Origin of the sequence: Streptomyces sp. DT190 (assembly GCF_049846985.1) — a bacterium.
Classification (GTDB): Bacteria; Actinomycetota; Actinomycetes; order Streptomycetales; family Streptomycetaceae; genus Streptomyces.
On sequence record NZ_JBNCNM010000005.1, the window covers coordinates 25,384 to 46,515 of the forward strand.

At 70.4% G+C, this 21,132-nt stretch carries 19 protein-coding genes and 1 riboswitch; of the genes, 7 read left to right on the top strand and 12 right to left on the bottom strand.

What is annotated here, in order from left to right:
- The first annotated feature begins 222 nt into the window (after positions 1-222).
- Positions 223-1,008 carry a glucosamine-6-phosphate deaminase gene (nagB, locus tag ACPXCS_RS11515; RefSeq protein WP_425946445.1) on the top strand — a complete coding sequence of 262 codons (786 nt, stop codon included), beginning with the start codon at positions 223-225 and terminating at the stop codon, positions 1,006-1,008.
- 43 nt (positions 1,009-1,051) lie between these two features.
- Here the strand turns inward: nagB and ACPXCS_RS11520 are convergent, their stop codons facing one another.
- From ACPXCS_RS11520 to ACPXCS_RS11545, 6 genes are all read right to left on the bottom strand, one after another.
- Positions 1,052-1,597, bottom strand: coding sequence for a hypothetical protein (locus tag ACPXCS_RS11520; protein ID WP_425946446.1), 546 nt, complete (start codon positions 1,595-1,597; stop codon positions 1,052-1,054).
- Positions 1,594-1,842, bottom strand: a complete 249-nt coding sequence (locus ACPXCS_RS11525) for a helix-turn-helix transcriptional regulator (protein WP_425946447.1) — start codon at positions 1,840-1,842, stop codon at positions 1,594-1,596. Before ACPXCS_RS11525 ends, ACPXCS_RS11520 begins: the two co-directional genes overlap by 4 nt.
- A gap of 261 nt (positions 1,843-2,103) precedes the next feature.
- Positions 2,104-3,642: a glycoside hydrolase family 3 protein gene (locus ACPXCS_RS11530; RefSeq protein WP_425946448.1), complete on the bottom strand. Its 1,539-nt coding sequence runs from the start codon at positions 3,640-3,642 to the stop codon at positions 2,104-2,106.
- Positions 3,643-3,651: 9 nt separating this feature from the next.
- Complete coding sequence (locus tag ACPXCS_RS11535) at positions 3,652-4,497, bottom strand: carbohydrate ABC transporter permease (protein ID WP_425946449.1); 846 nt, start codon at positions 4,495-4,497, stop codon at positions 3,652-3,654.
- Positions 4,494-5,483 (bottom strand): carbohydrate ABC transporter permease, encoded by a 990-nt coding sequence (locus tag ACPXCS_RS11540; protein ID WP_425946450.1) that lies wholly within the window; start codon positions 5,481-5,483, stop codon positions 4,494-4,496. The genes ACPXCS_RS11535 and ACPXCS_RS11540 overlap by 4 nt, the downstream gene beginning before the upstream one ends.
- A 69-nt stretch (positions 5,484-5,552) precedes the next feature.
- Complete coding sequence (locus ACPXCS_RS11545; RefSeq protein WP_425946451.1) at positions 5,553-6,833, bottom strand: extracellular solute-binding protein; 1,281 nt, start codon at positions 6,831-6,833, stop codon at positions 5,553-5,555.
- A 312-nt stretch (positions 6,834-7,145) separates the two neighbouring features.
- On the opposite strand from ACPXCS_RS11545, the gene ACPXCS_RS11550 reads away from it, so the two are divergent.
- From ACPXCS_RS11550 to ACPXCS_RS11570, 5 genes are all read left to right on the top strand, one after another.
- Positions 7,146-7,910 (top strand): GntR family transcriptional regulator, encoded by a 765-nt coding sequence (locus tag ACPXCS_RS11550; RefSeq protein WP_309097218.1) that lies wholly within the window; start codon positions 7,146-7,148, stop codon positions 7,908-7,910.
- 130 nt (positions 7,911-8,040) lie between these two features.
- On the top strand, positions 8,041-8,307 hold the full coding sequence (locus ACPXCS_RS11555) for a DUF3311 domain-containing protein (RefSeq protein ID WP_425946452.1): 267 nt from the start codon (positions 8,041-8,043) through the stop codon (positions 8,305-8,307).
- Positions 8,304-9,932 carry a monocarboxylate uptake permease MctP gene (mctP, locus tag ACPXCS_RS11560; RefSeq protein WP_425946453.1) on the top strand — a complete coding sequence of 543 codons (1,629 nt, stop codon included), beginning with the start codon at positions 8,304-8,306 and terminating at the stop codon, positions 9,930-9,932. The genes ACPXCS_RS11555 and mctP overlap by 4 nt, the downstream gene beginning before the upstream one ends.
- Positions 9,933-10,135: 203 nt before the next feature.
- A riboswitch (cobalamin riboswitch) is annotated at positions 10,136-10,264 on the top strand.
- Positions 10,265-10,386: 122 nt separating this feature from the next.
- Complete coding sequence (locus tag ACPXCS_RS11565; protein ID WP_425946454.1) at positions 10,387-12,738, top strand: ribonucleoside-diphosphate reductase subunit alpha; 2,352 nt, start codon at positions 10,387-10,389, stop codon at positions 12,736-12,738.
- The gene (locus tag ACPXCS_RS11570; RefSeq protein WP_425946455.1) at positions 12,738-13,745 is read left to right on the top strand and encodes a ribonucleotide-diphosphate reductase subunit beta; all 1,008 of its coding nucleotides are present in this window, start codon (positions 12,738-12,740) and stop codon (positions 13,743-13,745) included. Before ACPXCS_RS11565 ends, ACPXCS_RS11570 begins: the two co-directional genes overlap by 1 nt.
- On the opposite strand, the gene ACPXCS_RS11575 is transcribed toward ACPXCS_RS11570, so the two are convergent.
- Positions 13,658-13,900 (bottom strand): hypothetical protein, encoded by a 243-nt coding sequence (locus ACPXCS_RS11575; protein ID WP_425946456.1) that lies wholly within the window; start codon positions 13,898-13,900, stop codon positions 13,658-13,660. The genes ACPXCS_RS11570 and ACPXCS_RS11575 overlap by 88 nt on opposite strands.
- 93 nt (positions 13,901-13,993) lie before the next feature.
- Between ACPXCS_RS11575 and ACPXCS_RS11580 the strand changes: the two genes are divergently transcribed.
- Positions 13,994-14,956 carry a helix-turn-helix domain-containing protein gene (locus tag ACPXCS_RS11580; protein WP_311679453.1) on the top strand — a complete coding sequence of 321 codons (963 nt, stop codon included), beginning with the start codon at positions 13,994-13,996 and terminating at the stop codon, positions 14,954-14,956.
- Between the two features lie 12 nt (positions 14,957-14,968).
- On the opposite strand, the gene ACPXCS_RS11585 is transcribed toward ACPXCS_RS11580, so the two are convergent.
- The 5 genes from ACPXCS_RS11585 to ACPXCS_RS11605 all read right to left on the bottom strand — a co-directional run bounded on the left by ACPXCS_RS11585 (position 14,969) and on the right by ACPXCS_RS11605 (position 20,840).
- Entirely contained in the window at positions 14,969-16,339 is a 1,371-nt protein-coding gene (locus ACPXCS_RS11585; RefSeq protein WP_425946457.1) for a cytochrome P450, read from the bottom strand.
- Positions 16,336-17,421 carry an epi-isozizaene synthase gene (gene cyc1 / locus ACPXCS_RS11590; RefSeq protein ID WP_425946458.1) on the bottom strand — a complete coding sequence of 362 codons (1,086 nt, stop codon included), beginning with the start codon at positions 17,419-17,421 and terminating at the stop codon, positions 16,336-16,338. The genes ACPXCS_RS11585 and cyc1 overlap by 4 nt, the downstream gene beginning before the upstream one ends.
- A gap of 295 nt (positions 17,422-17,716) precedes the next feature.
- On the bottom strand, positions 17,717-18,367 hold the full coding sequence (def, locus tag ACPXCS_RS11595; RefSeq protein ID WP_425946459.1) for a peptide deformylase: 651 nt from the start codon (positions 18,365-18,367) through the stop codon (positions 17,717-17,719).
- A gap of 127 nt (positions 18,368-18,494) precedes the next feature.
- Positions 18,495-19,475, bottom strand: coding sequence for a tetratricopeptide repeat protein (locus tag ACPXCS_RS11600; RefSeq protein WP_425946708.1), 981 nt, complete (start codon positions 19,473-19,475; stop codon positions 18,495-18,497).
- A gap of 117 nt (positions 19,476-19,592) precedes the next feature.
- Positions 19,593-20,840, bottom strand: coding sequence for an HD domain-containing protein (locus ACPXCS_RS11605; protein ID WP_425946460.1), 1,248 nt, complete (start codon positions 20,838-20,840; stop codon positions 19,593-19,595).
- Positions 20,841-21,132: the final 292 nt, after the last annotated feature.

The window sequence follows — 21,132 nt, forward strand, 5'->3', positions numbered from 1 at the left end:
GGATCAGCGCCCCTTGCACTCCCCGCACCGCGGGACGCCCCCGCGGGAACGCGCGTTGTTCACCTGCCGGAGACCTGGCCGGCACTGCGCCGCCGCCCCGGACGGCAGTGGCTTCCCGCACCCTGGGAGGGGCGCCCCTGCTCTGTTAGATTGGTCTAAACCACACGACCCCTCCCGGGTCCAGTCCCAGTTGAGCATCCCTCTCAGATCGGCAGGCCCAGCGTGGAAGTTGTCATCGTTCCGGACGCCAAGGCGGGCGGCGAGCTCATTGCCGAGGCCATGGCGCAGCTGCTCCGGCGCAAGCCCGACGCCCTGCTCGGCGTGGCCACCGGTTCGACTCCGCTGCCGGTGTACGAGGCGCTGGCGGCCAAGGTGCGTTCCGGTGCCGTGGACGTCGCGCGGGCGCGGATCGCCCAGCTCGACGAGTACGTGGGGCTGCCCGCCGACCATCCGGAGTCGTACCGGTCGGTGCTGCGGCGCGAGGTGCTGGAGCCGCTCGGGATCGGGATGGGGCAGTTCACCGGTCCGGACGGCACGGCGGAGGACGTGCAGGGGGCGTGCGAGGCGTACGACAGGGCCCTCGCGGAGGCCGGCGGGGTGGATCTGCAGCTGCTGGGGATCGGGACCGACGGGCACATAGGGTTCAACGAGCCGTGTTCGTCGCTGGCCTCGCGGACCCGGATCAAGACGCTGACCGAGCAGACCCGGATCGACAACGCCCGCTTCTTCGACGGCGACATCGACCAGGTGCCGCACCACGTGATCACACAGGGCATCGGCACCATCCTGGAGGCCCGGCACCTGGTGCTGCTCGCCACTGGCGAGGGCAAGGCGGACGCGGTGGCGGCGACGGTGGAGGGGCCGGTCGCGGCGGTGTGCCCGGCGTCCGCGCTCCAGCTCCACCCGCACGCGACCGTCGTCGTCGACGAGGCCGCCGCGTCGAAGCTGAAGCTGGCGGACTACTTCCGGCACACCTACGCCAACAAGCCGGACTGGCAGGGGATCTAGCAGCCCCTGGGTCCTGTCCTGCGACCTGGTCCGAACGACAGCCCTAGCCCTCGAAGACTGCGGCCGCCGGGACGTCGTCGTCGGCCGGCTCGTCCTCGGCCAGCCAGCCGGCCACCCACAGGGGCATCACCCAGTGGGTGACGAGCACGGCGATGAGCAGGGGGGCCGCGTAGGCCTTCGGGGCGTTCCCGGCGACGCCGCCGGTGATCAGCAGGGTCGCAGCGGCGGCGGCCAGCAGCAGGGTCGTCACGCGGTGGGCGCGGGCCAGGACACGGCTGCGCTCGGCGGACTGCCGCTCGTCCAGGACGTGAGCGCGCAGTTCCAGCAGGCCGCGGGTGGCGCCGTTGATCACGCCGGTCGCGACCATCCAGGGCAGCAGCAGCACCGCCATCACGGCGACGGTCCACAGCGGTTCGCCCTCGGCGAGGTACAGGTGGGTCATCAGGCCGCCGAGAGCCAGGGTGAGGGCGGCATGAAGGGTGACGGCCATCCGGCGACGGGCCGCCGTGGCGTACCAGGCCGCTCCGCGGCGGTCGTTCATCAGCCGCAGCATGGTCCGGTCGTAGCGGGTCAGGCGTGTCGTCGTCATGGCTGGTTCCTCCCGTAGACCTCGTCCGTGAGCGGCCGGAACGGTTCGAGGGAGAACAGGGCCTCGACCGGCAGTCCGAAGTACTTCGCGATCTTCAGCGCCAGGTCGAGGCTCGGGTTGTACTGCCCCCGCTCGATGTAGCCGATGGTCTGGTAGTGGGCTCCCACTGCCTCGGCCAGGCTCTGGCGCGACACCTTCCGTTCGGCGCGCACCACGGCCAACCTGTTGTGCACCTGCTCGCTCATGTATAAGAAGTACTACATCAGGTTGCAGGTTTACAACCAGACCATCGTCGGGACAGCGAGGGCTCCACGCTCCGCGGCTTGAAGAGTCCCGCCCGCTTCAGCACTCCGCCCGCTTCAGCAGCCCGCCGCTTCAACAGTCCGTGCCTCAGCGACACGCACCTTCAACCGCCCAGGGCCTCAGCCGCCCACGGCCTCGACCGCCCACGGCCTCATCCACCCGCAACCTCAGCCGCTCGCGGCTCAGCGGCATGGCCCGTGGCCTCAGCGCCCGGTCGCTCCGGCGATCACCTCGGCCGCCGCGCGGCCGCAGACGCGGGCCGCGCCGTGGGTGGCGATGTGCAGGGCGCCGCGCGGGGCGGCCTGCGGGACGCCCATCTCGACGACGATCGTGTCGGGGCGGGCGGCGAGCAGGGCGTCGAGGGCGGAGGCCATCCAGGGGTGGCGGTGTTCGTCGCGGACGACGGCGACGATGCGGCGCGGCCCGGCCGCCTGCAGGGCGGCCCGTCCGGCGCTCTGCCCGGCGTCGCCCTCCGTGCCGTCCCCGGCGGAGAAGCTGCCGGTCACCGTGCCGGGCAGGAGGTGGATCAGCTCGGCGGCGACGCCCCAGGGCGTCTCGTCGCCGACGGCGATGTTGGCGACGGGGGTGAGGGCGGCGACGAAGGGCGGTTCGGTGAGGGGCTCGAAGGCCTCGGGGCTGCCGAGGCCCGGGGCGGGGGTCACCGTCAGGGCGCGTCGGGCGGCGCGCAGGCCGACGTCGCTGCCGTGGGGGCCCTCGGCCGAGCGGCCGGCCGTGCCCGTCCAGCGGGCCAGGGAGCGGACGCGGTCGGCGGCCTCGGCGAGACGTTCCTCGGGGAGTTCGCCGGCGCGGACGGCTCCGACCAGGGCGTCCCGCAGGCGGAGCACGGTCGCGTCGTCGGCCAGGCCGCCGCCGACGCAGATCGCGTCGGCTCCGGCGGAGACGGCGAGGACGCTGCCGCGTTCGATGCCGTAGGTGCCGGCGATGGCGCGCATCTCCATGCCGTCGGTGACGATCAGGCCGTCGTAGCCGAGTTCGCCGCGCAGCAGGCCGGTGAGGATGCGGCGGGAGAGGGTGGCCGGGTGGTCGGGGTCGAGGGCCGGGACGAGGATGTGGGCGCTCATCACGGCCCGGGTGCCGGCGGCGATGGCGGCGCGGAAGGGGGCCAGTTCGCGCTCGGCCAGTACTTCGGCGGAGACGTCGATGCGCGGCAGGGCGTGGTGGGAGTCGACGGCCGTGTCGCCGTGGCCCGGGAAGTGCTTGGTGCAGGCGGCGACCCCGGCGGACTGCAGGCCGGTGACATAGGCGGCGGTGTGCCGGGCGGCCAGGGCGGTGTCGGCGCCGAAGGAGCGCACGCCGATGACCGGGTTGCGCGGGTCTGAGTTGACGTCGGCGGAGGGGGCCCAGTTGAGGTTGACGCCGCAGGCGGCGAGGCGGCGGCCCAGTTCGTGGGCGACCTGGTGGGTCAGCTCCACGTCGTCGACCGCGCCGAGGGCGTGGTTGCCCGGGAAGGAGGAGCCGCTGCGCACCTCCAGCCGGGTCACGTCGCCGCCCTCCTCGTCGATCGCGACGAGGACGTCGTCGCGCTCGGCCCGCAGCTGGGCGGTCAGGGTGGCGAGCTGGTCAGGTGAGGCGATGTTGCGGCCGAAGAGCCCGACGGAGGCGAGGCCCTCACCGAGCCGGCGCAGCAGCCAGTCGGGGGCGGTGGTGCCGGTGAAGCCGGGCTGCAGGACGGTCAGGGCGTCGCGGGTGAGCGTGTCGGTGCCGCTGGCGAGTGTCGTCATCGGGTGAGGTCATCCCTTCACGGCGCCCGCGGTCAGGCCCGCGGCCATCTTGCGCTGGACGAGGAGGAAGAGGGCGACGATCGGCACGGCCATCATCGTGGCTCCGGCCATCATCGGGGCGTATTCGGTGCCGTGCTTGGTGGTGAAGTTGCCGAGCCAGACGGTCGCGGTCTGGTTCTTCTGGCTGAGGAGCATGAGGGCGTAGAGGTACTCGTTCCAGGCCTGGATGAAGGCGTAGACCGAGGTGGCGACCATGCCGGGGGCCAGGAGCGGGAAGACGACCCGCAGGAAGGCGCCGGTGCGGGAGCAGCCGTCGACCATGGCCGCCTCCTCCAGCTCCTTGGGGATGTTGACGATGAAGCCCCGCAGGGTCCACACCGTGAAGGGCAGGACGAAGGTCAGGTACGTGATGATGATGCCGGTGAGGCGGTCGTACTGGCCCAGGTCGTTCAGGAGCAGGAAGACCGGGATGATCATGGCGACCAGCGGCACCATCTGGACCGCGAGGATGCCCACGATGACGATCTTGCGGCCGCGGAAGGCGAACCGGGAGATGGCGAGCGCGGCCAGCAGCCCGACGGCCATGCCGATGAGGACCACCGCCAGCGACACCACCACGCTGCGGCCCACCGGGCCCCAGAAGTCGGCGATGTCCAGTGCCCGGCCGAAGTTGTCGAAGGTGAGGCCGGTCGGCAGCAGGCTCGGATCGGGGTCGATGGCGTCCTTGGCGGGCTTGAACGCCGTGTTGAGCATCCAGTAGAGCGGGAAGCCCGCGGTGAGGAAGACCAGCAGACCGAGCAGGTTCCAGCCCAGCCGCGCGTGCTTGTGGCGGCCGGCTCCGGCGAGCGCGCTCATTCGACCTCTCCGATCTTCAGCATCTGCCGCATGTAGACGGCGACCACGCCGAGCAGCAGCAGGACGGTGATCAGCGCGATGGCCGAGCCCTGGGCGTAGTCGTTGACCACGAAGGCGCGGTCGTAGGAGTAGGTGTTGAGGACCTGGAACTCCGGTTCGGGGTGGCCGTTGCGCATGACGAACACCTGCGGGAAGACGCCCATGTCCCAGATGACCGACAGGGTCGTGAGCATCACGATGATCGGCTTGAGGACGGGCAGGGTGACATAGCGGAAGACGCCCCAGGAGCCGGCGCCGTCCAGGCGGGCCGCCTCCTCCAGTTCCTTGGGCACCTGGGTGAGACCCGCGCTGAGCGTGATGACCACGAACGGCACGGCTCCCCACACCACCAGCAGCATGATCACGGCCAGACCCTCGGGGCCGCTGGCGAACCAGTTGTGGCCGATCATGTCGACGCCGGGCAGCTTGCTCAGCAGGGCGTTGAAGACGCCGTAGTCCGAGTCGAAGAGCCACTTGAAGACCGTGGTGGCCACGATGACGGGCATGCCCCAGCTGGCCACCAGCACGATGTTGATCAGTACCTTCAGCCAGCCCGAGACGCGCTGGAGCAGCAGCGCGAGCGCCATGCCGATCACCATGGTGAGGACGACCGCGCCGCCCGCGAAGATCACGGTCCGCAGCACGACGGCCCAGAACTCGCCGTCGCCGAGCACCTTGGCGAAGTTGTCGAAGCCGACGGACTCGGCCGGCTGGAAGCCCCACAACTGGGACTGCCCGAACTTCTGGAAGGACAGCGTGACCAGGCGGGCCAGCGGATAGCCCATGACCAGGGCGAGGATCAGCAGGCAGGGCGCGAGCAGCAGCCAGGGGACGGCGGTACCGCCCGGGGTGCGCTGCCCGCGGGGCCGCCGCCCGGTGGGGGGCGGCACAGGTACCGGCCGCGGTGGCGGCACCTTGGCGGGGGTGGTGGTGTCTGCGGCACTCATCGCGCGCTCCTTGGCGGTCCCTCAGGTCCTGACGACGGCGGGGCTCCGCGTGGGAGCCCCGCCCGTAGGTCACTTGGTGTTGATGACCTTGTCGATCGCGGCGTCCGCCTCCTTGGCGGCGGCCTCGACGGACTTCTTGCCGGTGCCGATGCTCTGCAGCATGGTCTGCAGGATCTGCGCCTTCTCGACCTGGCCCCAGCCCGGCGCCATCGGGACGAACCAGTTGGCCTCGGCCGCGGTGGCCGGGACGGCCGTCTTCGGGTCGTTCTTCAGCGTCGCGAGGTCCGTCTTGTTGTTGGGCAGGTTGCCCTTGGCCATCAGGCCCTTCTGTCCGGAGGAGCCGGCGAAGGCGTTGATCCACTCGGCGGCCAGGTCCTGCGCGTCGGACTTCACCGGCACGGCGAGGTCGGAGCCGCCCAGGAAGACGGGCATGTTCTTGCCGGACGGGCCGGGCATCACGAAGTTCTCGAGGTTGCCCTTGAGCTTGCCGGTCTTGTCGTTCTTCGGGTCCTCGGCGGTGGCGCCCTCCCAGGCGGCCGCGAAGATCATGGCGGACTTGCCCTGGCCGTAGACGATGTAACGGTCGGACTCGTCCTTGGTCTTGTCGCCGTGCATGTACTTGTCGACGACGTTCTTGAACTCCTTGAGGCCCTTGAGGGACTCGGGCGAGGAGAGCGTGGCCTTCCACTGGCCGCCCGACTCGGTGGCGATGGCGCCGCCGGCGTCGTAGACGAAGGACATGGCCGCGTACCAGTCGCGGGTGGGCTGGTACCAGGCGTTGTACTTGTCGCCCTGCTTCTTCTGGATCTTGTCCAGGGCGTCGGTCAGCTCCTTGTACGTCTTCGGAGCCGTCTTCACGCCGACCGAGGCGGCGACGTCCTTGCGCCAGTTGGCGACGCGGCCGCCGGCGTAGTAGGGGACACCGTAGGTCTTGCCCTCGTAGGTCACCGAGGCCTTGAGACCGTCCAGCCAGGCGTCGGAGTTGTCGAACTTGCCCTGGTCGAGGGGGGCGAAGGCGCCCTTGACCATGTAGCCGAGCATCTCGGTGTTGCCCATCTCGACCACGTCGGGGACCTTGTCCGTGGCGAGGACGGCGTCGAGTTTGGCGTTCTTGTCGGGCCAGCCGTAGTACTCGTGGTTGATCTTCAGGCCCGGGTGCTTCTTCTTCACCGCGGCGTCGGCGGCCTTCACCAGCTCGGGCCAGTTGTTCTGGGCGTCGACGGTGAGCCAGACGGTCAGCTCCTTGGCGTCCGCGCCCTTGTCCGAGCCCCCGTCGCCCTCGCCGCCGCACGCCGCGATGGAGACCATCATGCCCGCGATACCGATCGCGGCTGTCAGCTTGCGCTTCACGCCACCCTCCTCAGGGATCCCACAACCCCCCTGGCTCCCCGCAGTGAACGTGGGGCCGGGCCTGGACCATTGGTGTAGACCAGTACGGGGAGCTTGGCCCAGGCCAACCAGCCTGTCAAGGGTCGCGAGAAGGCTCTGACCAGCCGTTATGTGACCTACATATGCAGGAACCTTTAAGTAAGAAGCCAGCGAAAAACCGGCTGCACGGGCCATACTTCAGGTAGACCACTTGGAGTGGTGGACTAGACCAAACAAAGCGCCGACGGTATACAAGTGAGATCGTGTCGGCGGACCTGGCCGGGAAGGCGGAGCATGAGCACCGACGTCAGCAGTGCGGAGAACGAGAACGGGGTACCCGTCCGTACCGCGCGCGTGCCCAAGTACTACCGCCTGAAGAAGCACCTGCTCGACATGACGGAGACGCAGGCGCCCGGCACGCCCGTCCCGCCCGAGCGCACCCTCGCCGCGGAGTTCGACACCTCCCGCACGACCGTGCGCCAGGCGCTGCAGGAACTGGTCGTCGAGGGCCGGCTGGAACGGATCCAGGGCAAGGGCACGTTCGTCGCCAAGCCGAAGGTCTCGCAGGCCCTGCAGCTGACCTCGTACACCGAGGACATGCGCGCCCAGGGGCTGGAACCGACCTCGCAGCTGCTGGACATCGGCTACATCACCGCCGACGACCGGCTCGCCGGGCTGCTCGACATCACGCCCGGCGGACGCGTGCTGCGCATCGAGCGCCTGCGCATGGCCAACGGTGAGCCCATGGCCATCGAGACCACCCACCTGAGCGCGAAGCGCTTCCCCGCCCTGCGCCGGTCGCTGGTGAAGTACACGTCCCTCTACACCGCGCTCGCCGAGGTCTACGACGTCCATCTCGCCGAGGCCGAGGAGACCATCGAGACGTCCCTGGCCACCCCGCGCGAGGCCGGACTGCTCGGCACGGACGTCGGCCTGCCGATGCTGATGCTCTCCCGGCACTCGCTGGACCGCGACGGCCAGCCGGTGGAGTGGGTGCGCTCGGTGTACCGGGGTGACCGGTACAAGTTCGTGGCCCGTCTGAAGCGCCCTCAGGAGTAGCCGGCCCGCGGCGGAACTCCCGTTGCTTTTGGGTACCGCATTGCGGACGAGGGGTTCCGCTGTCGCCGCACCCTGACCTAGATTGCCTGCGCATTGCACAGGTGATCACTTGAGGGGACGGAGCCGCCTGATGTCGCAAGCCCCGGAAATCAGCAGAGGGCCGGTGGTGACGCCGACGCGCGTCGTCATCGCCGTCTGTCTCATAGCGCCCTTCGTGGCCATGCTGTGGGTCGGTTCGTACGCGAAGACCGACCCGGCCTTCATCGGGATCCCGTTCTTCTACTGGTACCAGATGGCGTGGGTGCTGATCTCGACGGTGCTGACGATGATCGCTTTCAAGCTGTGGCAGCGTGACCAGCGCGCCCGCTCGGCCGGGAAGGGCGGTGCGTCGGAGTGAAGGACGGCGTGAACGGCGTCGCGCTCGCCGTCTTCATCTTCTTCTTCCTGGCCGTCACGGTCATGGGCTTCCTCGCCGCGCGCTGGCGCAAGGCCGAGAACGAGCACAGCCTGGACGAATGGGGCCTCGGCGGGCGCTCGTTCGGCACCTGGATCACGTGGTTCCTGCTCGGCGGCGACCTGTACACGGCGTACACCTTCGTCGCCGTGCCGGCGGCGATCTACGCGGCGGGCGCGGCCGGCTTCTTCGCCGTGCCCTACACGATCCTGGTCTACCCGCTGATCTTCACGTTCCTCCCGCGCCTGTGGTCGGTCTCCCACAAGCACGGCTACGTGACCACCTCCGACTTCGTGCGCGGCCGCTTCGGCTCCAAGGGGCTGTCCCTGGCGGTGGCACTGACCGGCATCCTGGCGACGATGCCGTACATCGCGCTGCAGCTCGTCGGCATCCAGGCCGTGCTGGACGTGATGGGCGTCGGCGGCGGCGAGGACACCAACTGGTTCATCAAGGACCTGCCGCTGCTGATCGCCTTCGGTGTGCTGGCGGCCTACACGTACTCGTCGGGTCTGCGGGCGCCCGCGCTGATCGCGTTCGTGAAGGACACCCTGATCTACATCGTCATCGCGGTGGCGATCATCTACATCCCGATCAAGCTGGGGGGCTTCGACGACATCTTCGCCAAGGCGGGTGACGCGTTCAGCCAGACCAACCCGGCCACGGGCGCGCCGCGCGGCGCGCTGACACCGCCGGAGGCGGGCCAGTGGACGTACGCCACGCTGGCGCTGGGCTCCGCCCTGGCGCTCTTCATGTACCCGCACTCCATCACGGCGACGCTGTCCTCCAAGAGCCGTGAGGTGATCCGCCGCAACACCACGATCCTGCCGCTGTACTCGCTGATGCTGGGCCTGCTGGCGCTGCTCGGCTTCATGGCGATCGCGGCCGGCATCAAGGTGCAGAACGGGCAGCTGGCGATCCCGCAGCTGTTCGAGACGATGTTCCCGGACTGGTTCGCGGGGGTGGCGTTCGCGGCGATCGGCATCGGCGCGCTGGTGCCGGCGGCCATCATGTCCATCGCGGCCGCGAACCTCTTCACGCGCAACATCTACAAGGACTTCATCAAGCCGGACGCCACGCCCGCGCAGGAGACCAAGGTCTCCAAGCTGGTGTCCCTGCTGGTGAAGGTGGGCGCGCTGGCCTTCGTCCTCACCATGGACAAGACGGTGGCCATCAACTTCCAGCTGCTGGGCGGCATCTGGATCCTGCAGACCTTCCCGGCCCTGGTCGGCGGCCTGTTCACCCGCTGGTTCCACCGCTGGGCGCTGCTCGCGGGCTGGGCGGTCGGCATGGTCTACGGCACGGTCGCCGCCTACGGCGTCGCCTCGCCCACGCAGAAGCACTTCGGCGGCTCCTCCAAGGAGATCCCGGGCATCGGCGAGATCGGCTACATCGGTCTGACGGCGTTCGTCCTGAACGTGGTCGTGACGGTGGTCCTGACGTTCGTCCTCAAGGCCCTGAAGGCGCCCGACGGCATCGACGAGACCAAGCCGGAGGACTACACGGCCGACGCCGGCGACCCCGGGGTGCAGGTGGAACTGCCGCCCGCCACCGCCGGTTCGTCGCACTGACCTCCAGGGCGCCCGGCACCGCGCCCCGCACGACGAACGACCCGCAGCGGGCCGCCGTGAGAACACCTCACGGCGGCCCGCCGTCGTTCGCCCGGCGCCCGTCCCGCGCCTGCCGGAGATCACTCTGCACACCTACCAGCTGACGCTCTGAAACCAGCGCGACACAACATCTGGGGGTGCCAACCGAACGCGGCACAAGATGTATGCTCATGCTCGCTGTCGCCGCAGGGGAATCCGGTGCGAATCCGGAACTGTCCCGCAACGGTGTACCCATGCCCTTTCACGGGGGTTTGGGCGTCAGTCCGAGGACCTGCCGACAGTGCACCCGGCCACCCGGCCGGCGTGCCTGACGTCCGGGCCTCGTGGAATGGGCCGGTGGACGCGACGCCGCGTGCGTTCGTGTGCTGCCCCCTGCCCTCGACGAGGCCCCGTGCCGAGCGAGGGAGAGCCCCACGTGACCATCGCGCCAGCCGATCCGGTCTCAGCCGCCGAAGAAGAGCACGACGCTCCCGGTGCCGCCCTGTTGCGGACCCTGACCGAGCTGACCGCCGACCTCCCCGACGCGGACGCCGGCCGGGTCGCCGCCGCCGCCCTGCGCGGCCGGTCCGCGCGGGCGGACGAGTCGGAGCTCCGCGAGCTGGCGACGGAGGCGGCCGCCGGTCTCATCTCCGAGGACCCCGCCTACTCCCGGCTGGCCGCCCGGCTGCTGACCATCGGCATCCGCGCCGAGGCCGCCTCCCAGGGCGTCACGTCCTTCACGCAGTCGGTCGCCGTGGGCCACCGTGAGGGCCTCATCGCCGACCGCACCGCCGACTTCGTCCGGCTCCACGCGGCCCGGCTCGACGCCCTGATCGACACCGAGGCGGACGACCGCTTCGGCTACTTCGGCCTGCGCACGCTGCACAGCCGCTACCTGCTGCGCCACCCCATCACCCGCAAGGTGATCGAGACGCCCCAGCACTTCATGCTGCGCGTGGCGAGCGGCCTCGCCGAGGACGACACCGCACGGGCGGTGGACGAAGTCGCGGCGCTCTACCGGCTGATGAGCCGCCTCGACTACCTCCCCTCCTCCCCCACGCTCTTCAACTCCGGCACCCGGCACCCCCAGATGTCGTCCTGCTACCTGCTCGACTCCCCCAAGGACGAGCTGGACTCCATCTACGACCGCTACCACCAGGTCGCCCGCCTGTCGAAGCACGCCGGCGGCATCGGCATCGCCTACTCCCGCATCCGCGCCCGGGGTTCGCTGATCCGCGGCACCAACGGCCACTCCAACGGCATCGTCCCGTTCCTGAAGACCCTCGACGCCTCCGTCGCCGCCGTGAACCAGGGCGGCCGCCGCAAGGGCGCGGCCGCCGTCTACCTGGAGACCTGGCACTCCGACCTCGAGGAGTTCCTGGAACTGCGCGACAACACCGGCGAGGACGCCCGGCGCACGCACAACCTGAACCTGGCGCACTGGGTGCCCGACGAGTTCATGCGGCGGGTGAACGCCGACGCGCAGTGGTCGCTGTTCTCCCCCTCGGACGTGCCCGAGCTGGTCGACCTGTGGGGCGAGGAGTTCGACGCCGCCTACCGGGCCGCCGAGGCCAAGGGCCTGGCCAGGAAGACGCTGCCGGCGCGTGAGCTGTACGGCCGGATGATGCGCACCCTCGCGCAGACCGGCAACGGCTGGATGACCTTCAAGGACGCCGCCAACCGCACCGCCAACCAGACCGCCGAGCCCGGCCACGTGGTGCACTCCTCCAACCTCTGCACGGAGATCCTGGAGGTCACCAGCGACGGCGAGACGGCGGTCTGCAACCTGGGCTCGGTCAACCTCGGCGCGTTCGTGGCCGACGGGGACATCGACTGGGAGCGCCTGGACGAGACCGTCCGCACGGCCGTCACCTTCCTCGACCGGGTCGTCGACATCAACTTCTACCCGACCGAGCAGGCGGGCCGCTCCAACGCCCGCTGGCGCCCCGTCGGCCTCGGCGCCATGGGACTGCAGGACGTCTTCTTCAAGCTGCGCCTGCCCTTCGACTCCCCCGAGGCCAAGGCCCTGTCCACCCGTATCGCCGAGCGCATCATGCTCGCCGCCTACGAAGCCTCCGCCGACCTCGCGGAGCGCAGCGGCCCGCTGCCGGCCTGGGAGAAGACCCGCACGGCCCGGGGCGTGCTGCACCCGGACCACTACGACGTGGAGCTGACCTGGCCCGAGCGCTGGGCGGCCCTGCGGACGCGGATCGCCACGACCGGCCTGCGCAACTCCCTGCTCCTCGCCATCGCGCCCACGGCCACCATCGCCTCCATCGCGGGCGTGTACGAGTGCATCGAGCCGCAGGTGTCCAACCTGTTCAAGCGCGAGACGCTGTCGGGTGAGTTCCTCCAGGTCAACTCCTACCTGGTGGACGAGCTGAAGCGGCTCGGCGTGTGGGACGCCCGCAGCAGGGAGGCGCTGCGCGAGGCCAACGGCTCGGTGCAGGGCTTCGCCTGGATCCCCGAGGACGTGCGCGCCCTCTACCGCACGGCGTGGGAGATCCCGCAGCGCGGCCTGATCGACATGGCGGCGGCCAGGACCCCGTTCCTGGACCAGTCCCAGTCCCTGAACCTGTTCCTTGAGACGCCGACCATCGGCAAGCTCTCCTCGATGTACGCCTACGCCTGGAAGTCCGGGCTGAAGACGACGTACTACCTGCGCTCGCGCCCGGCGACCCGGATCGCCCGCGCCGCACAGGCCACCGTCCCCGTGCAGGCCACCCCGGACCCCGAAGCGGTCGCCTGCTCCCTGGAAAACCCCGAGTCCTGCGAGGCCTGCCAGTAATGAGCACCCAGAACCTTCTCGACCCCGGCTTCGAGCTGACGCTGCGCCCGATGCGCTACCCGGACTTCTACGAGCGCTACCGGGACGCCATCAAGAACACCTGGACCGTGGAGGAGGTCGACCTCCACTCGGACGTCGCCGACCTCGCCAAGCTCTCCCCCGCGGAGCAGCACCTCATCGGCCGGCTGGTGGCGTTCTTCGCGACGGGCGACTCGATCGTCGCGAACAACCTGGTGCTGACGCTGTACAAGCACATCAACTCCCCCGAGGCGCGGCTGTACCTGAGCCGCCAGCTCTTCGAGGAGGCCGTGCACGTCCAGTTCTACCTGACACTGCTCGACACCTACCTGCCCGACCCGGAGGACCGCGCGGCGGCCTTCGCGGCCGTGGAGAACATCCCGTCCATCCGGGAGAAGGCCGGGTTCTGCTTCAAGTGGATGGACTCGGTCGACCGGCTGGACCGGCTGGAGTCACCGGCGGACCGCCGCCGCTTCCTGCTCAACCTGATCTGCTTCGCGGCCTGCATCGAGGGCCTGTTCTTCTACGGCGCCTTCGCCTACGTGTACTGGTTCCGCAGCCGGGGCCTGCTGCACGGTCTGGCCACCGGCACCAACTGGGTGTTCCGTGACGAGACCATGCACATGTCGTTCGCGTTCGACGTGGTCGACACCGTCCGCAAGGAGGAGCCGGAGCTCTTCGACGACCGGCTCCAGCAGGAGGTGACGGACATGCTCCGGGAGGCCGTCGAGGCCGAGCTGCAGTTCGCGCGCGACCTGTGCGGGGACGGCCTGCCGGGCATGAACACCGAGTCGATGCGGCAGTACCTGGAGTGCGTCGCCGACCAGCGGCTGACCCGCCTGGGCTTCGCTCCGGTGTACGGCTCCGAGAACCCCTTCTCCTTCATGGAGCTCCAGGGGGTTCAGGAGTTGACCAACTTCTTCGAGCGGCGGCCCTCCGCGTACCAGGTGGCGGTGGAGGGCACCGTCGACCTGGACGAGGACTTCTGAGCCGGCGCTCCGTCGCGGGTCTCCTGGGCCTCCCGGATCTGCCGGTCGATGCGCCGGTCGCGCACGAGGCCGATCACGGACGGGAGGACCAGGAGGACCAGCGTCCCGAGTACGAAGACCATTGCGATGAGTGTCTGTGCCTGGTTCGTGTCCATGGACACCACTGTCGCGCCGAATGGTCCTTACGGTCAGTGGCAGTACTGCCGCAGACCCTCGAATTACTGCCAGCGGCGAGGCACACTGGGGGCATGCTGCAGAACGTGGCCGTCGCCCTGCTCGACGGCGTGACCCCCTTCGAACTCGGTGTGGTGTGCGAGGTCTTCGGCACCGACCGCAGTGACGACGGCCTGCCGGTGTACGACTTCGCCGTGGCCTCGGCCGAGGGCCCCGCCCTGCGCATGGCCTCGGGCTTGTCGCTGCGGGTCGAGCACGGCCTGGAGCGGCTGGAGACGGCCGACCTGATCGCCGTCCCGGCCGGGGACGGCTACTCCACCCGCACGTTCCCGCCGGAGCTGCTGGAGGCCCTGCGCCGCGGCGTGGACCGCGGCGCCCGGGTGCTCAGCGTCTGCTCCGGCGTCTTCGTCCTGGCCGCGGCCGGACTGCTGGACGACCGCCGCTGCACGGTGCACTGGAAGCACGCGCGGGAGCTCGCCGTGCGCTACCCCAGGGTGGTGGTCGAGCCGGACGTGCTCTACGTCGACGAGGACCCGGTGATCACCTCCGCGGGCACCGCCGCCGGCATCGACGCCTGCCTGCACCTGGTCCGCAAGGAGCAGGGCTCCGAGGTGGCCAACAAGATCGCCCGCCGGATGGTGGTGCCGCCGCACCGCGACGGCGGCCAGGCCCAGTACATCGAGCGCCCGCTGCCGCACTCCGAGGCCGACACGATCGGCGAGGTGCTGGCGTGGATGGAGCGCCATCTCGACGAGGAGGTGACCGTCGAGCAGCTGGCCGCCCGCGCCCTCATGTCCCCGCGCACGTTCGCCCGCCGCTTCCAGCAGGAGACGGGGACGACCCCCTACCGCTGGGTGCTGCGCCAGCGCGTGCTGCTGGCGCAGCGGCTGCTGGAGGCGACGGACGAGACGATGGACGCGATCGCCGGCCGGACGGGGTTCGGCAACGCGGCCACGCTGCGCCACCACTTCGTCCGGTCGGTCGGAACCACGCCGCACGCCTACCGGCGTACGTTCAGGGGCCCCGAGGCGGCCTGAGGCCCGCGGTTCTCACCTCGCCACCGGCCGTACCCGCAGGTCGTTCGGCCGCAGCGTGATGCCGACCCGCGTGCTGTCGTCGGAGCCGGCCACCTGCTCGAAGCGGTACTTCGCGGCCAGCGCCGCGGTGATCAGCGTCAGCTGGGCCATCGAGAAGTGGTCGCTGGGGCACTTGCGGTTGCCGGTGCTGAACGGGCTCATGGCGTGCTTCGGGATCGCCTTGACCCGCTCCGGCAGCCAGCGGTCGGGATCGAACTCCAGGTTCCGCTCGTACGACTTCCCGTCGCGCTGGATCGCGTACGGACTGTAGACGATGTCCGCCCCGGCCGGAATCCGGTAACCGCCGAGTTCCGTGTCCCGTACCGCCCGCCGCGTCAGAATCCACACCGCGGGGCTCAATCGCATGGACTCGACCACGACATTGTTGGTGTGCCTGAGCTCTCGGACGTCCTGGAATGCCACCGGCCTCCCACCGGTGACGGCTTGCACTTCGTCGCGCACCCGGTCGGCGTGTTCAGGGTGTTCCGCGAGCATATGCAGCAGCCACATGATCGTGGACGCCACGGTTTCGCTGCCCGGAGTGAGGATCGCGACGACCTGGTCGTGGATCTCCTGTTCCCCGATGGGGTCGCCATTCTCGTCCTTCGCCTCCAGCAATGCCGTCAGCAAATCGTCCGGCTTTTGACCGCTTGCGCGGCGCTCGGCAACGATCTCGTCGACCAGGAGATGCAAATCGGCCAGAGCCCGGTTGAATTCGCGGTTGGCCGGGAGCGGAAGGTTGTAGAGGGGCCCGAGCGGGACCACCATCCGCCGGTACATCCCGCGGAAGACGGTGGCCAGGGCGACGCACAGCCGCTCCGCGCGCTCGTCCATGTAGTCGCCGCGCAGCAGGCAGCGGGCCGCGATCCGCACGGCCACCCGGAAGGACTCGGAGGTGCAGTCGATCGTCTCGCCGGACGTCCAGCGCTCGGTGAGCGCGTGCGCCTCCTCCTCCATGATCGGCCCGTAGGCCGGGATGGCATCGAGCCGGAAGGCGGGCTGGATGGTGCGCCGCTGGCGGCGGTGGCGCGGGCCGTTCGCCGTGGCCACGCCCTCCTTGCCGAGCAGGCCCTCCAGGGACTCCCACAGCGGTCCGGCGATGATGAAGTCGTTGCTCAGCGCCAGCGCGCCCGTGAGATCCGGGGTGGTCACGGCGTAGACCGTCTTCGGGCCGAGCTTGAGGCGGACCACCTCGCCGTGGTCGCGCAGCCGGGACATGAACGCCAGCGGGTCGCGCACCAGCCTCCAGCCGTGCCCGAGGACGGGGACCCCGCCGCCGGCCCGGGGCGGCTCGCGCAGCTCCGGGGCCAGGGGCGTTTCGGGCTTCACAGACTCGACGGTCATTTCTCACCTGCCGCTTCGTTGTTGACGTACGGGGGCGTGGACCGGTCGTCCCAGCTGTCGACCATGTACCGGCCGGACTCGTGATGGAACCAGTAGACGGAACTGAACCAGTTCCGCATATCGCTCAGGCAGAGCCGGACGGCGGCGCTCAGTTCCTTTCCGCCCACGGTGCCGTCGTCGAGGCCGTCGGCGAACAGTGACGCCTCCCGCTCGACGTCGAGGAATTCCGTGATGCATTCCTCGACCCGGCGCCTGACGTCCACGACCGCCTCTTCCAGCGTCAGCCCCTCGTGGGTGATGAGACTGATTCCGAGATTGTGCACCTCGTCGCCCGCTATCTCCTTCGGCAGCGAGCAGAGGTCGTTGTACCAGGCGGCGAATTCCTGGCTCAGCAGCGCCGCCCGCCGAAAGGCCGGGTGTTTCCGCACGGCGTCGGGGAGTTCGCACCCCGCGGTCGGCTCCAGCAGGTCCGTCCATATCCAGTGCGCGAAGGTGAGCCGGCGCAGCCGGAGGTATTCCTCGACCGTCGGCACGATGCCGTGCGTGCGATTGTGGAACTCCTGGTCGTACGCCTCGATCACCGCGTGGAAATGCCGGGCGAACCGGAGGTTCCACGTCCGGGGCAGGAACCCGTACAGCCGCTGCACGCTGTCGGCGAACCCGGCGACCAGTGGGTCCTCGTGGTGCAGGTGCTCCCCGGGGGAGTCGAGCGCGGCGTGCAGCCGGTCCCGCAGCTTCCGCCAGGCGAGCGGGCGACCGTGCACGATGTCGCGGTCGTGACGGTCGTCCCAGACGAAGAACCAGGCGCTGTAGTCCGCGATGGCCTGCATCACCTCGTCGGAGGCGCCGATGTAGTACCCGGCCATGAGGTCCGTGTAGCACAGGCCGTCGGCATATTCCGCCACCTTGTCGGCGGGCATGAGCCGCTTTTCGAGCAGCCACGCCCGCGTCTTCTCCTGGCACTTCGGCCAATACGGGTGGAGTCGCCGGGGAAACGCCGCCTCGATCACCGGGAGAGAGAGCGACGGTGGAACTGCGATGGTGGTCGGTGTCGATGTGGTGCCGTGTGACAAAGCATGCACGAACTAACCCCTCTCAGCCGCCAGTTGGCGCGGGCGCCCCTCCCTTCGTGCCGGGCGTGCGCCGTTGCATACCCCGCTCAACCCATTCAGCACTACAACTGACCGTTCTGGGAACGTATTTGCTTCATTCACTCCCCCACACTGCCGGGATCCTCCCGTTGTGTGACGGGTGCCGGATCACCGGGAGAGCGACAGCGTTCGAACGTGCGACGGAGAGGCGAACGACACAGACGAACGGCGCCTGTCCGGGGTGGGAGACCCGGACAGGCGCCGTTCGCGTGGTGCGTCTGAGGTGTCAGTCGTTGGCCACCACGGGGTAGCGGGGCTCGTTCTCGGCCATCTGGCGCAGCGCGTCCTTGCGCTCGCGCTTGGAGAGCCGGTCGATGTACAGGTAGCCGTACAGGTGATCCGTCTCGTGCTGCAAACACCGCGCGAAGTATCCGGTGCCGCGCACCTTGATCGGATTGCCCTGCTCGTCCTGCCCGGTCACCTCGGCGTAGTCGGGCCGGGCGAGCGGCGCGTACGCGGTCGGCACCGACAGGCAGCCCTCGTTGCTGTCGTCCAGCCGGCGCTTCTCGGCGGGCAGTTCGACCAGCTTCGGGTTGCAGACGACACCGGTGTGCCGGACGCCCTCGTCGTCGGGGCAGTCGTAGACGAAGACCTTCGCGTCGACGCCGATCTGGTTTGCGGCGAGGCCCACGCCCTCGGCGGTGCGCTGGCTGGCGAACATGTCCGCGACGAGCTGCTGCAGCTCCTCGCCGAACTCGGTGACGTCCTTGCACTCCTTGTGCAGCACCGGGTTCCCGACCACGGTGATCGGCCGCGAGGTCCCCCGCTCCCGCCAGGCCGCCTCGCGCTGCTCGCAGTCCTCCGTGTCGATCACGTACCCCTCGTCGTCGACGGGGAGTACGCCCACGTGCTGCTGATCGGTGTCCTGCTGAGCCATGACGTTACGTACGCCTTCCTGAACAAATCCGAGCCGAGATGCTGATACAGGGTACGGGGAAGGCGCCCCCTCAGGGGCGCGGGGAACCGCGCGAACAACCACCACGAGCCCGCACCCGGGCGACGGCCTAACAGACCTCTTCCAGATCCCGCCAGTCCCGGGAATCCGGACTGTCGGCAACCCACCCGTCCAGCAACCCCCTCACCAGCGCGGCCGGCGCGGCCAGCCCGCACTCCCGCTCCGGCACCCACAGCTGCCCGTCCGTCCGGTGCCCCAGCGGCCCGGGATGCCCCGGCTCACTGTGGTCGTGCGGGTCCAGGTGCTCCCCGTCGCCCTCGTCCGACGGCATCCGTGACTCCGAGCACATCCGGCACAGCAGCCGCACCGAGGAGGACCAGTCCTCCGCGGCGAACCCGGCGTCCGCGGCCAGCTGCTCCAGCGCGTCCCGGTCGGCCTCCGTCGCCGCCTCCAGCAGCACCACCCAGGTCGGCACCGGCGACGGCGCCCACAGCTCGATCTCGTCGAACACCGGGTAGGTGTGCCCCACCGCCGTGGTCCGCTCGCCGTGCGGCACCCCGTCGTGCAGGACGACTTCGCCCCAGCGCCGTCCCGAGGACGGCAGCGGGATGGACAGCACCTCGATCCGCGCGGGATCCAGCCGCCGCCCCCACACGACCTCGGCCTCCCCTTCCGGGGACAGCCGTACGGCCGCGCTGCCGAGGTCCATGCCGACGGGCTCCCCGGAGTCGTTCGCCGCGCCCGGCACCCGCAGCCCGTAGGCCTGCCAGGCGCGCCGGGCCAGCGGCCAGTCCTGCAGGGCGGTGGCCGCGATGCCGACGTTCCACCAGTCGGGCGCGCCGGTGTCCCGGTCGAGCAGGGCCACGGCCCGCAGGCCCGCGGCCCTGGCCTGCTCCCAGTCGTGCCGGAACTTGTGCAGCAGGGCGAGGTTGAACCAGGACTCCGACAGCCAGGGCTCCAGATCGGCGGCACGTGTCAGCAGTGCGCCCGCGTCCTCGTACCGGCCGTCGCCGATGAGAGTGAATGCCCGGTCCGTGGCCTGCCGCCAGGAGGCGGAGGGCCGGTGCCGTCCCTTGCCGAAGATCCTCACGATTCCCGCCTGCCAGTTCCGTGCGGTGGGCTGGCCGTAGCTGTGTTTCGAGCCCCCGGACACCTTCTCCTTCGCATCCAACCACGTACGGCCTCGGGGGCGCTCATTACCCATGGGTTACCCAGCCACGGGCAGCGTCAGACTGCTCCTTGCCAGTACCCGGGCCAGTGATTCCACCACTTCCGGCGCGTACTCCCCGGCGGTGGCGAGCCGGAGTTCCTCCAGCGCCGTCAGCGACCCGCCCGGGCCGCCTTCCCTGGACTTCTCCTCGTACGCGTTCACGGCCCGCACGATCCGTGCGGCGAGCGGCTGCTCCGCGTACGGGTCGGCCTGCCGCTCCACGACCACGGCGACCGCCTCGTCCACCCCCGTCTGCCGGACCACGGCCCCGCCGAGGAGCGCGATCCTGCGCTGCTCCGCGGCGGGCAGGGCGGCGGTGGCGCCCGCCGGCACGGGGTCGACGAGGCTCAGCTGCCCGATGTCGTGCATGAGGGCCGCGTACTCCAGCACCCCCAGCTCCGGCTCGGTGAGGCCCAGGTCACGCCCGACGGCGAGGCTGAGGGCGGCGACCCGGCGGGCGTGCCCGGCGGGGGTGTACCCGGCGACCTCGGTGGCCCGCGCGAGGGAGGCGATGGTCTGCCGGTAGGTCGCCCGGACGGCGGCGTAGCGGCGGAAGGACAGCTGGGCGAGCAGCAGCGGCACGGAGAAGACGGGCAGCGCCCACAGCCCCACCACGGCGACCGCCAGTGCCATCACCGCCCCGGTCGCGATGACGGCGGACCCGATGCCGTGCACGGCCCGCAGCTCGTCGCGCAGCACCGGCCCGAACGGCCAGCCGGTGCGGGAGTGCGCCAGCGCGGCCGCGAGCACCGCGTCGCACAGCGCGGTCAGGGACAGCAGCGCGAGCAGCAGCAGCGCGTAGGCGGGTCCGCCCCAGTCGTCGAACATGCCCCGGTTGTACGGGGGCTGGAAGCACACGGCGACGAACCCGACGGTGAGCACGCGGCGGGCGAGGTGGTCGAGCGTGGGCCCCTGCCCGCGTGCCACGTGCGGCACGCTGCCGAGCAGCGAGGCGGCCAGCACGACGGCGACCACCTGGGCGGGCCCGTGGTGCGTGGCCCGCCCGCCGGCCTCCCCGAGCAGCGCGTACGACAGGGCCGCTGCGGCTCCGAGCGGTGCCGGCTCCCTGACCTGGGCGTCGTTGTGCCGGGTGAGCTCGCCGACGGCGACGAGCACGCCGAAGGCGAGGGCGACCGGGCGTTCCTCCAGACCGCTGTAGAGGGTGGCACCGAGGGAGCCGGCGGCGAGGACGGCGGCGCAGGCGTGCACGAGGGAGAGGAGCGGGGGCGGACGGTCGGTGCTCATCGATGCGCCCCCGGCCGTCCGGCGACGGGAGCGCCGGGCGGGGGCACCCCGGGCCTACGGTCCCCGTGGCCCGCCTCACCGGCCTGACCGGCCTGGCTCGCCTCACCGGCCTGGCCTGCCTGACCAGCCTGGCCCGCCTGACCAGCCTGGCCCGCCTGACCAGCCTGGCCCGCCTGACCAGCCTGACCAGCCTGACCAGCCTGGCCCGCCTGACCAGCCTGACCAGCCTGGCCCGCCTGACCAGCCTGGCCCGCCTGACCGGCGTCGCCGGCCCGGTCGCCTTCGCGGGCTC